At 68.9% G+C, this 12,387-nt stretch carries 11 protein-coding genes and 1 tRNA gene; 5 read left to right on the top strand and 7 right to left on the bottom strand.

Annotated features, from left to right (window positions below):
• Positions 1–11: 11 nt before the first annotated feature.
• Positions 12–215, bottom strand: a complete 204-nt coding sequence (locus ABD693_RS04590; RefSeq protein ID WP_344695842.1) for a DUF4170 domain-containing protein — start codon at positions 213–215, stop codon at positions 12–14.
• 159 nt (positions 216–374) lie between these two features.
• Between ABD693_RS04590 and ABD693_RS04585 the strand changes: the two genes are divergently transcribed.
• From ABD693_RS04585 to pheT, 3 genes are read left to right on the top strand one after another with little or no spacing between them, the layout of a single operon-like run.
• Positions 375–1,781, top strand: a complete 1,407-nt coding sequence (locus ABD693_RS04585) for a helix-turn-helix domain-containing protein (RefSeq protein WP_344695841.1) — start codon at positions 375–377, stop codon at positions 1,779–1,781.
• 49 nt (positions 1,782–1,830) lie between these two features.
• Positions 1,831–2,895: a phenylalanine--tRNA ligase subunit alpha gene (gene pheS / locus ABD693_RS04580; protein ID WP_344695840.1), complete on the top strand. Its 1,065-nt coding sequence runs from the start codon at positions 1,831–1,833 to the stop codon at positions 2,893–2,895.
• Positions 2,892–5,255, top strand: a complete 2,364-nt coding sequence (gene pheT, locus ABD693_RS04575) for a phenylalanine--tRNA ligase subunit beta (RefSeq protein WP_344695839.1) — start codon at positions 2,892–2,894, stop codon at positions 5,253–5,255. Before pheS ends, pheT begins: the two co-directional genes overlap by 4 nt.
• Here pheT and ABD693_RS04570 read toward each other — a convergent pair.
• From ABD693_RS04570 to ftsE, 4 genes are read right to left on the bottom strand one after another with little or no spacing between them, the layout of a single operon-like run.
• A complete protein-coding gene (locus tag ABD693_RS04570; protein WP_344695838.1) occupies positions 5,252–5,935 on the bottom strand; it encodes a lysophospholipid acyltransferase family protein in 684 nt (227 codons plus the stop codon). The genes pheT and ABD693_RS04570 overlap by 4 nt on opposite strands.
• Positions 5,936–5,948: 13 nt before the next feature.
• Positions 5,949–6,479, bottom strand: a complete 531-nt coding sequence (locus ABD693_RS04565) for a YdcF family protein (protein WP_344695837.1) — start codon at positions 6,477–6,479, stop codon at positions 5,949–5,951.
• Complete coding sequence (locus ABD693_RS04560; protein ID WP_344695836.1) at positions 6,476–7,345, bottom strand: cell division FtsX domain-containing protein; 870 nt, start codon at positions 7,343–7,345, stop codon at positions 6,476–6,478. Before ABD693_RS04560 ends, ABD693_RS04565 begins: the two co-directional genes overlap by 4 nt.
• Positions 7,342–8,058, bottom strand: a complete 717-nt coding sequence (gene ftsE / locus ABD693_RS04555; RefSeq protein ID WP_344697570.1) for a cell division ATP-binding protein FtsE — start codon at positions 8,056–8,058, stop codon at positions 7,342–7,344. The genes ABD693_RS04560 and ftsE overlap by 4 nt, the downstream gene beginning before the upstream one ends.
• A 104-nt stretch (positions 8,059–8,162) precedes the next feature.
• On the opposite strand from ftsE, the gene ABD693_RS04550 reads away from it, so the two are divergent.
• Positions 8,163–9,182: a zinc-ribbon domain-containing protein gene (locus ABD693_RS04550; RefSeq protein WP_344695835.1), complete on the top strand. Its 1,020-nt coding sequence runs from the start codon at positions 8,163–8,165 to the stop codon at positions 9,180–9,182.
• 1 nt (position 9,183) lies between these two features.
• On the opposite strand, the gene ABD693_RS04545 is transcribed toward ABD693_RS04550, so the two are convergent.
• Entirely contained in the window at positions 9,184–9,393 is a 210-nt protein-coding gene (locus ABD693_RS04545) for a hypothetical protein (protein ID WP_344695833.1), read from the bottom strand.
• A 154-nt stretch (positions 9,394–9,547) separates the two neighbouring features.
• Between ABD693_RS04545 and ABD693_RS04540 the strand changes: the two genes are divergently transcribed.
• A tRNA-Leu gene (locus ABD693_RS04540) sits at positions 9,548–9,634 on the top strand.
• A 38-nt stretch (positions 9,635–9,672) separates the two neighbouring features.
• Here ABD693_RS04540 and ABD693_RS04535 read toward each other — a convergent pair.
• A complete protein-coding gene (locus tag ABD693_RS04535; protein ID WP_344695832.1) occupies positions 9,673–12,387 on the bottom strand; it encodes an MSCRAMM family protein in 2,715 nt (904 codons plus the stop codon).

The following is a 12,387-nucleotide window of genomic DNA, read 5'->3' as shown; positions in this document are numbered from 1 at the left end:
TCGTGATCTGATCAGGCGCGGCCGAGGCGCGGCTCGACGGCGATGGTGTAGCGCTCGGTGGCGGCGCAATTGTCGCGGAAGGTCAGGCGCTGCCATTCCATCCGCGCCTTGAGCTCGTCGCCGAAGGGGCCGCTGACCCGCTCGGTGCCCGGCTCGATCTCGTTGAAGGCGCAGTCGCGATATTCGCCGCCGATGACCCAGTAACGATGACCCATGATCTTGCTCCCGGCTTTCCTGGGCGGGGCACGAAGAAGCGCCGCCGCGTGATTGCTGAGCGGGTTCAAACATCGAGCGGAAAGAAAAGGAGCGACGAAAAAGGCTGACACGTCAAAGCGTGACTTGTCATCTTGTGAATTTCGCGACAATGTACAGGGGTGGCGAAGAAGCTCTTCCTCGGCGCAAGGCTGAAGCGGCTGCGGCGCGATCGCGGTCTGCAGCAAAGCGCCATGGCGGCCGAACTCGGGATCAGCCCAAGCTACCTCAACCACCTCGAGCGCAACCAGCGGCCGGTGACGGCGGGGATCCTGCTCAAGCTGGCCGAGGCGTTCGAAATCGACATCCGGCAGTTCGCGGCGGAGAGCGGCGACCAGGGGTCGGCCGAGCAGCTCGCCGAGGTCTTCGCCGATCCAATGTTCTCCGACCTCCAGATCGGGCGGCAGGAGATTCTCGACCTCAGCGACAACAGCCCGAGCATCGCCGAAGGCGTGAGCCGCCTTTACACCGCGCTGCGCGAACGGCGGCTGGCGCCGGCGGAGATCGGCGACTCGGAAGGCAATGAGCGCGCGCTGATTACGCCCGAAACATGGGTGCGCGACTTCATCGGCGCGCGCTTCAACCACTTCCCCGACCTCGAGGAGGGCGCCGAGACATTGGGCGGCGCGCTCGGCGATCCGCTGTCGGTGGCCGAACCGCTCCGCCGCCGGCTGAAGGAAGCCTATGGGGTGGAAGTGCGGGTCGCCAGCCCCGAGGAACTGGAAGGCGCGAGCCAGGTCTATGACCCGCAGCGGCGCCTGCTGCTCCTGTCGTCGCTGCTACGGCCCGAGAACAAGACGTTTGGTATCGCCTACCAGCTGTCGCTGCTCGAATTTCACCCGATCATCGCCCGGCTGGTCGACCAGGCGCGTCCGCCCGATGCCGGGTCGCGCCACCTGCTCCACATGAGCTTCGCCAACTATGCGGCGGGCGCGATCATGATGCCCTATGGCAAGTTCCTCGCGGCCTGTGAGCAATATCGCTGGTCGATCGACCGGCTGTGCGCCGAGTTCGGGGCGAACGTCGAGCAGGTTTCGCACCGCTTCACCACGCTCGGCCGGCAAGGGGCGCGCGGCATTCCGTTCTTCATGCTTCGGATCGATCCCGCCGGGAATGTGTCGAAGCGCTATGCCGGCGAGCGTTTCCCCTTCTCGCGATTCGGCGGGACCTGCCCGCGCTGGAACCTCCACGCCGCCTTCCAGGCCGCCGGGCAGGCGGTGACCCAGCTGATCGAGACCCCTGACGGCCATCGCTATTTCACCGTGGCGCGGACGATCGAGCGGCCGATCAAGACCGAGCTGTCGGGGGGCCTCCTCGCAATCGGCCTCGGCTGCAGCATCGAACATGCCCACAAGCTGCATTGCGCGACCGGCATCGACCTCGAGAAGGCGCCGGTGACCCCGGTCGGGCCAGCCTGCTCGATCTGTCCGCGTCTGGACTGTGCCTATCGCGCGACGCCGCCCGCGGGCCGCCCGCTCGCGGTGCACGAGCACCGCAAGACCATCTCCCCCTTCCCCTTCGTGTCCTGACCCGCGCGAGAGGGTGACGCGCAAAGCGGCGCCCGCTACAGGCGCGGCCATGCACGACCTCGACGCGACCTTGCAGCGGATCGCCGCCGCCTCGGACCTCACGACCCTCGACGCCGAGCGCGTCGCCGCGCTGGGCAAGAGCGGCTGGGTGACCGCGCTCCTGAAGACGCTCGGCCAGATGAGCCCCGAGGAGCGTCAGGTGCGGGGCCCCGAGATCCAGGGGCAGCGGGCGGCGGTCGCCGACGCGATCGAGGCGCGCAAGACCGCGCTCGAAACGGCCGAGCTCGAGCGCAAGCTCGCCACCGAGCGGGTCGACCTGTCGCTTCCCGCAGCCGAGACCCCGCGCGGCTCGATCCACCCGGTCAGCCAAGTGATGGACGAGCTGGCGGAAATCTTCGCCGATCTCGGCTTCGCGGTCGCCGAAGGGCCCGAAATCGAAAGCGACTGGTATAATTTCACCGCGCTCAACATGCCCGAGACCCATCCGGCGCGGGCGATGCACGACACCTTCTACCTCGAGCCCGACGGCAGCGGCGAGACCCGCGTCCTTCGCACCCACACCTCGCCGGTGCAGATCCGCGCGATGCAGAAGCATGGCGCGCCGATCCGGGTGATCGCGCCCGGCCGGGTCTATCGCTCGGACAGCGACGCCACCCACACCCCGATGTTCCACCAGGTGGAGGGACTGGTCATCGACCGGAACATCACCATGGGCCACCTCAAGTGGACGCTCGAGACCTTCCTCAAGGCCTTCTTCGAGCGCGACGACATCGCGATCCGGCTGCGTCCGTCCTACTTCCCCTTCACCGAGCCTTCGGCCGAGGTCGATGTGGGCTGGTCGATGGAGAACGGCCGGCGCGTGGTCGGCGGCAGCGAAGGCTGGATGGAAGTGCTGGGCTCCGGAATGGTCCATCCCAAGGTGATCGCCGCCGCCGGTCTCGACCCCGATGAATGGCAGGGCTTCGCCTTCGGCACCGGGATCGATCGCCTCGCCATGCTCAAATATGGAATGAACGACTTGCGGCAGTTCTTCGACGGCGACCTGCGCTGGCTCAAGCATTATGGCTTCAACGCACTGTCGGTGCCGACGCTGAGCGCGGGAGTGGGCGCATGAAGTTCACCCTTTCCTGGCTGAAGGATTTCCTCGCCACCGACGCCTCGGTGGAGGCGATCGCCGACAAGCTCACCTCGCTCGGGCTCGAGGTCGAGGGTGTCGACAATCCCGCCGAGAAGCTTGCGCCCTTCGTAGTCGCCGAGGTGGTCTCGGCCGAGCGCCACCCGCAGGCCGACAAGCTGCAGGTCCTGCAGGTCGATGCCGGGAACGGGCCGATGCAGGTGGTGTGCGGTGCGCCCAATGCCCGCGCCGGCATGAAGGGCGTGTTCGGGCCGCCGGGCGCCTATGTCCCGGGAAGCGACTTCACGCTGAAGGTCGCCGCGATCCGCGGGGTCGAGAGCAATGGCATGATGTGCTCGGAACGCGAGCTCGAGCTTGGCCAGGGTCATGACGGGATCATCGAGCTCCCGGCCGACGCGCCGGTCGGGCAGAGCTTCGCGACCTATGCGGGGCTCGAGGACCCGGTCTTCGACATCGCCGTCACGCCGAACCGGCCCGACTGCTTCGGGATCGATGGCATTGCCCGCGACCTCGCGGCCGGCGGGATCGGGTCTCTCACCGAGCAGCGCCACGCGCCCGTCGCCGCCAGCGGCGCCAACCCCGTCGCGATCGCCGTCGAGGACGGCAGCGGCTGCGAAGCCTTCGCCGGCCGGCTGATCCGCGGCGTTCGCAATGGTCCCTCGCCCACATGGCTCCAGCAGCGGCTGATCGCGGTCGGGCTGCGGCCAATCTCGGCGCTGGTCGACGTCACCAACTTCTTCTCGCTCGCTTATGCCCGTCCGCTTCACGTCTATGACGCTGCGAAGCTCCAAGGCGGGATCGTCGCGCGCCGGGGCCACGAGGGCGAGCGCTTCCTCGCGCTCAACGACAAGGAATATGCCGTCAGCGCGGACGACTGCGTGATCGCGGACGAGTCGGGCGTACTCGGGCTCGGCGGCGTCATCGGCGGCGAGAGCAGCGGCGTCTCGGACGCGACGACCGACGTGCTTCTCGAATGCGCGTGGTTCGATCCCGTCAGCATCGCCCGCACCGGCCAGCGGCACCAGGTCAATACCGATGCGCGCGCCCGCTTCGAGCGCGGGGTCGACCCCACGCGCCTCGAGGCGATGATCGATGCAGCGACGGCGATGATTGTCGACCTTTGCGGCGGCGAGGCGAGCGAGATCACGCTGGCGTCGAGCGCCCGTTGGTCCGACATCACTGCGCCGAAGATCGTCACCCTTCGCCCCGAGCGCGTCGCCAGCCTCGCGGGGGTCGAGGTCGCCGCGGACGAGCAGGCTGCGATCCTCACCTCGCTTGGCTTCCGGCAGGAAGGGCAGGGTTGGGTCGTCCCCGGCTGGCGCCCCGACATCGACGGCGAGGCCGACCTTGTCGAGGAAATCGCCCGCGTCGCCGGTTACGAGCGCCTACCCTCGACTCCGCTTCCGCGTGATCCGGGCGTTGCCAGCGCGGTCGCGCTTCCCGCGCAAAAGCTCGAGCGCCGCGCTCGCCGCGCCGCGGCGGCGCGCGGGCTGCACGAGGCGGTCACTTGGAGCTTCATTTCGGACACCGACGCGGAGGCGTTTGGCGGGGCCCCGCACCGGCTCGCCAATCCGATCAGCGAAGACATGAAGGTGATGCGCGCTTCGCTGCTGCCGGGCCTCGCCAGGGCAGCGGCGCGCAATCTCGCGCGCGGCGCCACCAGTGTCCGGCTGTTCGAGGTCGGACGGCGTTATCTGGCGGAGGGTGAACGTCCGACGCTGGCGCTGGTCCTCGCCGGTCAGGCACGGCCGCGCCACTGGCAGAGCGGCAAGGCCGAGCCGTTCGGGCCATTTGACGTCAAGGCGGCAGTTTCCGACCTTCTCGCCGAGGCCGGCGCACCGGTCGCCAACCTCCAGCTCTCGGCGGGTGCCGGTGACAGTTATCATCCCGGACGCTCGGCCGCCTTCCGGCTCGGCAAGGCGGAGCTGGCACGCTTCGGCGAGCTGCATCCGACATTGGCCAAGGCCTTCGACCTGCCGCTGACGACGCAGGTCGCCGAGATCTTCCTCGACGCCATTCCGGCCGCGCGAGACAAGGGCCGGGCCCGCAGCGCTTTCAGCCCACCGACGCTTCAGCCGGTAACCCGCGACTTCGCTTTCGTCCTCCCCGACACGATCGCGGCGGGCGACCTCGTGCGGGCCGTGCGCGGCGCCGACAAGGGCCTCATTGCCGACGTGCGTCTGTTCGATCGCTACCAGCCCGACGGCGGCGACCTCAGCCTCGCGCTGGAAGTGGTGCTCCAGCCGCTCGAGCGGACACTCACCGAGGCTGACCTGCTGGCTGTGTCGGAGAAGGTCGTTGCGGCCGCGGCCAAGCTGGGCGCGACGCTGCGGAGCTAGATCCTGAGGTCGTTGATCGCGGCGTGGACGCGCGCTTCGATCTCGTCACGCTTGAGGCCGGCGGGAATGATCTCGCCGACGCGCAGGTTGATGACCCCCGGGCGCTTGACGAAGCCCTTCGGCCAGAGCCGGCCGCTGTCGTGCGCGACGGGCACGACCGGCAGGCCGAGCGCCCGGTACAGACCAGCGAACCCGGGGCGAAGCGGCGGCGTCTCGCCGGTCGGAACGCGGGTCCCTTCGGGAAAGATCACCACCGGACGGCCGTCGGCCTTGGCCTGCTTGCCGCGCGCCATCATTTCGCGCAGCGCACTCGCCCCCGCCTCGCGGTCGACCCCGATGACGCCATAGTGTCGCATCACGGGCCCCAGCAGCGGCGTGCTGACATATTGCTGCTTCATCACGACCACGGGCGTGTCGACGAAGCGCAGGACCTCGATCGTCTCGACCATCGCCTGGTGCTTGACCGCGACCAGATAGGGTCCGGGCGGCACCTCCCCTTCGAAGTTGAAGCGGATCCGGAGCAGCCGGGTGACGAGGAAGTGATGGAAATCCGCCCAGCCGTGAATCACCCGCCGGATCGGGCCGCTGCCGAAGGGCGCGACGGCGAGCGTGGCGAGGCAGTAGACCACCGTGCCGGGATAGAAGATCAGGAAATAAAGCAGCGAACGCAGCGCGGACACGGAAACGAGCTCCCTAGAGATCGAGCCACAGCGCGGCGCGCCGGAGCAGATACTTGTTATATTCGGCGAACAGGATGAACAGGCTCGGCCGGGTCTGCACCGCGTCGATCACGATCCGCGCTTCGGGCAGGTCCTGCCGGAATTCATAGGCCGCGCGGTGCATGTGCCAGTCGCTCGTCACGAGGCGGAGCGAGCTGTAGCCGCGCTTCGTCATCCAGCGGCGCGCTTCTTCGGCATTGCTGCGGGTGTCGACCGATTCCGACCCGAGGTCGACGCAGCAGCGCAGGAGCTTGCCGCTTCCCTTGCCGAGGCGTCGGGCGAGATCGGCGCGGGTGACGCTGGGGTCGGCGCCTGCGACGAGCATCCGCCTCGCCTGTCCGTCGGCGAGCACCGCCATTCCGCGCTCGAGCCGGCCCTTGCCGCCGGTGAGAACAACGATCGCATCGGTCTTCCCGCGCGGCGCGGGATCGGGAAGCGAGACCGAGAAGAACGCGAAGCCGAGCGCGTAGAGCAGGACCGCCAAGGCGGAGAGGCGGAGGATCATAGCGTCCCCGCCAGCGACTGGCGCAGCGCGCGGCGGGCGACGGCGGTGGCGAGCAGCGCCTGTGCGAGCGGCAAGAGGGCGAGAAGCGCGATCCCGCCCAGCGGCAGAGCGGCGCCGCCCGACCATCCGGCGAGGAGGCCGCGAGCGGGGATGAGGGCGAGGAGGAGTATTAAGGTCGCCGCGGCGGCCCCGGCGAGGCTGCCGATCAGCGCGTCGAGCGCGATCCGGCGCTGGACGATGGCGAGCAGTTGCTGGTCGGTCGCACCGACCCCGTGGAGCACTTCGAGAGTGGCACGATTGGTATCGAGGCTCGAGCGCGCGGCCAGAGTCACGGCTGCGGCGAGCGCGCCGGCGAGCACGAGGAGCAGGCCCGCGGCAAGCGCGGCGAGGCCCTGCAGCGTCGCGAGCAGCGGGCGCAATTCAGCGCCATAAGAGGTCAGTCGCGCCGACGGCACCACGCTCTCGACGCGCGTCGCCAGGGCGGCACCCGCCGCGCCGTCGCGTAGCGTGACGTCGGCGAGCGAGGGCAGCGGGAGGTCGAGGGCGTCGGCCGCGGGCCCGAGCCATTGCCGCAGCGTTCGCCGCAGATCGGCTTCGGGCACGGGTGTCAGGCTCGCCACGGCGGGATCGCCACGCAAGAGCGCCTGGGCACGGAGCGCGTCCGAGGGGGTACCCGTCACCTGGAGCGACCAGCGATTGGCGGCATCGGCGCGAAGGTCCGACACGCCGGCGATGACGGCGACTCCTGCGGCGCCGACGATCAGGCTGACGAAGGTCATCAGTCCCACGATCCACGGAGCCGAACGACGACGTTGCTCGGGCAGCAGGCGGCGCATCGCCGGCGGGGGCATGAACCAGTGCCTCATGCGCCGGCCTCGCGCGAAAGCGAGGGCGGATGGCGAAGCTCGCCGGTGGGATCGGCGAGCCGCCCGTTCTCGAGGCGCATGAGGCGCGCGCCCTTGACCGCCGCGATCAGCGACATGTCGTGGGTCGCGACCACGACCGTCGTGCCGAGCCGGTTCATCGCCTCGAACAGGTTGATGAGTCGGTTGGCCATGGCCGCGTCGACGTTGCCGGTCGGTTCGTCCGCGACGAGAAGCTCCGGCCGGGCGATCACCGCGCGGGCGATCGCGACCCGCTGCTGTTCACCGCCCGACAGCGTCGGCGGCCGCGCGCTCGCCCGGTCGGCGAGGCCCACCCAGGCGAGCATCTCGCGCACCGGCCCCTCGATCTCACGGTCGCTCTGCCCGGCGATCCGCAGCGGAAGCGCGACATTGTCGAATGCGGAAAGGTGGCGGATCAGGCGGAAGTCCTGGAACACCACCCCGATCCGGCGGCGGAAGGCCGGCAGATCCTCGCGCGGGGCGTCGGTCAGATCTTCGCCGAACAGGCGCAGGCGGCCACGGGTCGGGCGCTGGGCAAGGTACAAAAGCTTCAGCAATGACGTCTTGCCGGCGCCGGACGGCCCCGTCAGGAAATAAAAGCCGCCGGGCGCCAAGCGGAAGTCGAGCCCGGCCAATACCTCGGCTTCGGTCCCGTAACGCAGCCCAACGCCTTCGAATTCGACCAGCGCAGCCAGTCTCGCCCCCCAATTCGCCTCTTCTTGCCGCTCTAGCTTGCCAATGGATTCACGAAAAGGTTACGCACCAATTTCGTTGACGGTTTTAGGGAAAGCGGCCGAACATGATCCTGACCTGCCCGTCTTGCGGTACGCGTTACGTCGTCAAGGACGGCGCCATCCCGCCCGAGGGTCGCACGGTGCGCTGCGCGCAGTGCAAGCATAGCTGGCATCAGGAGCCCGAGGCGCTGGTCGACGGCGCGTCGGTCGACGAACCCGTGCAGCAGGTTCCCGAGGCAGGACAGCCGAACCTCGGCGAGGCGCCGGCATCAGATTATCCGACCCGCGACGAGCGTGGCGTCGCGGAAACCGACGCGAGCAGCGATCATTCGCATCCCGACCTTTCCGCCTCGAGCGATCCGGTCGACAGTGATCCGCTTTCCGGCTCCACGCCAACGCATCAGGAATCGGCGGGCGCGCTTGCCGAAGACACCGATGCGGCCGAGCCCGAGGCGGCGACCATGCCGGCCGAGGCGGTGGCGGCATCCGAGCCCTACCCTGAGGAAGTGGTGCCGGTCGACGCACCAGAGGCCGAGCCGGTACGCGCCACGCATCCGCTGCGCGCCGGCCGGGTCGAGGCCGACGACCTCTACAGCCCGTTCGCCGCGCAGGAGGACGAGGTCTCGCCGCGTCGCAAGTGGCCGATGGTGATCCTCGCCGTGCTGCTGGTGATCGCCGCGGTCGCCGCGGGTATCTGGTTCCTGGCCCCGGCCGAGGTCAAGAATCGGCTCGGGCTCGCACAGGCGAGCGGAAGCGTGAATTTGCTTCTCCAGGTCCAGAACAACAGCCGGCAGGAACTGGCGAGCGGGAACAGCCTGCTCGAGGTCAGCGGCACGATAAGCAATCCGACCGAGGAAACCGTGCCGGTGCCGGCGATAAACGCCCAGCTCCGCAACCTCGACCAGAAGATCGTCTACAAGTGGACGATCCCGCCGCCCGCGCCGCGTCTCGGCCCCGGCGGAAGCGCCAGCTTCAACAGCGCGAACCTGAACGTGCCGTCGGAAGAACTCTGCCTCGAGATCATGCTCGCGGGTGACGAGCGCCGCCCCGGCCCGTGCCGCAAGAGCGACACGGTCGGCACCTAAGTCATTCAAATTCGATCAGAATCCGTCGCGTCCCGTCCGTGTCGATCGCGATACGGCGGCGATGCGGCACGTCCGTATGCCCGTCCCTGATCTCGGCCGCCTGGATGATCCGGACGAACGCCGCGACCTGCGCGCGCGCCACGCGCGGGGGCTCCCTGGTGGCATTGGCACCGAGGGCTGCTGCGGCCGCGAGGATCGTCGGAACGAGCATGACAAGCAGGCTACGTTTGAGACGGCAAAAGGTAAATTCGGGCTTTACCTTTGTTTCATATCGGAGCGATCCACGTGGCTGTTGCGCTCGCCAAAAGGCGCTGCTAGGGGCACACGCCTTGCCAAGGGCGCTCGCTCCAGAGCGTCGATCACGTGCGGTCGTGGCGGAATTGGTAGACGCGCAGCGTTGAGGTCGCTGTGGCCGAAAGGCCGTGGAAGTTCGAGTCTTCTCGACCGCACCACTTCATCCGGAGGATGAAGTATCCGATCTGTCCCTGAGCTAGTTGCTCAGGGCCAAGTCGCCTAAGACGACTTGTTGGTTAACGGCCATCTTCGGGGCCGCCCTCACCACCAGCGACCCGAGCCGCAGCACCGCCTGGTCGTGCTTGAGCTCGAGCGTCGCCTGGACGACCGGCGACAATGCCTTGGCGTCCACGCGGCTGACTTCGCTCAGCCGGAGCTGGTAGCTTCCCGGCACGACGCGATCGAACAGGAAGTATCCGTCATAGTCGCTGCGGACCGAGGCGACGACCTTGCCCGCCGCGTCGACCAGTTCGAGGTCGAGCCCCTGGAAGGCGCCGCCGCCGTCCTTGAGAAGCACACCCTCGATCGCTCCGCCGCCGCTGAGCGGAATGAGCAATTCGGCCGACACGCCCGGCCGCGGCACGATCAGCTGCGCCGGACGGGTGGGCACGAGGTTGGGATCGCTCAGCGACGAGGTGTCGACACCGATCGCGACCGGGCGGTAATTGTCGAGCCCCGCGACCGAGGCCCAGCCGTCCTTGCCGGTCGGCTTGTCGGCCGGTCGCATGCCGGCCGTCAGAAGCGCCCCTGCTTCCGCTTCCTCGCCGTCGTCACGAAGCCCGTTGCCGTTGGTGTCGCGGAAGACTTGCGCGCGAACGCTGCCGGTGCCGGCGAGCGACTGGCGGCTGAAACGCCACCCGCCGTGTCCCCGGTCGAGCGAGAAGGTGAGGTTGAGGCCGGCCGCGACCGAGCCGTCGCTCGCCGCCTCGAGCGTGCCCGCAACGGCGAGCTGGTCGAAGCGGCGGACATGGGTCAGGCGCGCGCGAACGCGCCGTTCCTGACCCTCATAGGCGACCGCGCCCTCCCAGTCGGCGTCGCCGCCGCGGCTCCAATAGCCCGACAGCTCGGCGCGCTTCAGCCGTGAGTGCGGAGCGACTTCCCAGTCGGTCGAGCCGCGCAGTCGGACGGGGCCGATTCGGCCGCTGCCGATCAGCCCCACTTCCGCATCGCGCCGCGCGACCGGATCGCCCAGCGAGCGATCCTCGCGGTACCGGACCAGCGCGGCGAGATTGAAGCGGCTGAGCATGATGCTGGTGCGTCCGCTGGCCTCGATCGACCGGCCACCGTCGCGTCGTTCGGACAGGCGAACGTCGCCATGCAGTGGCACGGCGAAATCCTTGCTCAACTTGATCGGCAGGTCGACGCCGAGGCGATGTTCGGCGGTGGCGCCGATGCCGTCGGGGCGGGCGGCGAAATTCCTCGCGAGGAAGCTGCTCCAGGAAATGTTGGCCGCGCCGATCCTGGCGAGCGCCTGGCCGCGATAGGCCATGCCGCCCTTGTCGTCGCGCGCGACGCCGACCTCGACGATCGCCGGACCGATCGAGCGCCGGAGCGTGCCCTCGACATAGGTGACGCGGGAGTCGTTGACGCTCAAGGTCTGCACCAGCGCGGCCACGGAGGTGCGCTGGTCGAGGCCATGTTCGACGGCGGCAGTGGCGCGCAGACCCGCTTCGCGATCGGGCGGGGCGCGGCTGCGGGTGAAGTCGAGCAGGTCGCGGCCGGGATCGACGACACCGGCCCAGTAGGTGGTCTCGCCAGGCGGAACGGCGTCGGGGCCGACGGTCACGGTCTCGATCCGGCTCTTCACCTGCCCTTGCGGGCCGTAGGTCAAAATCTCGAAGCGATTGTCGCCGTAGGACAGCGCGATGTCGGCGAAATTGTAGCGGCCGTCGGATTGGCCGGCAGCGAAGGCGACGAGCTCGCCGTTGCGATAGAGCTCGGCATCCCAGCCGGGTGGAAGCTCGCCGCTGAATTGCGTGCGGTCGAAGGCGACGGCCTTGAACAGCGGGCGATTGGTGACGACGGCGCCGCGCCCCGTGCCGGCGATCGCGGCGAGCGGCGAGCCGATGCTTTCGACATCGCCGACCGCGACATGCGTCGCCTTGAGCGGGCCGAGCAGGCCGCCCTCGGGATCGGAGCGATAGGCCTGGAAGCGGATGTTCGTCGGAAGGCCGCGCCGGTCGGTACCGATCCGCGCCTCATAACTCATCTGCAGCGCTTCGCCGGCAGCAAGGATGCTGGCGCGATGGTCGATCCGGGCGCCGCTCGCGGCGGAATAGGTGAGCCCGGCGTCCATCATGACGTCGACGCTCGGCGTGCGCCACATGCGATAGGGCAGGCGAATCTTGGGCAGGCTCGACAGGTCGAGCGTCGCCCGGCTCAGTCGCGCGGCCCGCTCCCGCCGTTCGACCGCCAATTCGACCGGCAGCTTCTTCTCGCTGTCGAGGAGGAGGAGCGCGGAATCGGTTCGCGGCTCGATTTTGAGATTGAGCCAGCGCGCCAGCGCGCCGCTTTCGACGCACCAGCCCTCCGGCGCGTCCCGGATGACGTCGGGCGCGAGCTTCTCGGCCTTGCCGGCGAAGCGAACCTCGCCGCCCGCGCGGTCGATGAAGAGCTTGTTCTGTTCCTGGAAGGCCCAGCCGGCGGCTTGGCGTGCGCCGAGGTCGATCTTGATCGGCAGGTCGAGTGCGGTGACCATGTCACCGAAGATGAGGCACGTCCCGCCCGGCACCGGATAGGCGCGGATTCCGTCCCCGAGCGTATGCTGACGGATCTGGAGGTCGAGCAGGAACTGGCTGTCGGAATCGGCGCTCCACGGCGTGGCTGCGGGCGGAGCCGAAGCCGGCGCGGCGAGGCCGAGACCGGCAGCGACGAGCGCTCCCAGCGTCAGCCTGCACCAGCGCGCCAGCAT

The organism is Sphingomonas rosea (genome assembly GCF_039538065.1).
Lineage (GTDB): Bacteria > Pseudomonadota > Alphaproteobacteria > Sphingomonadales > Sphingomonadaceae > Sphingomicrobium > Sphingomicrobium rosea.
Note: the sequence above shows the minus strand (reverse complement) of the source record. Positions and strands in the feature narration are given on the sequence as shown.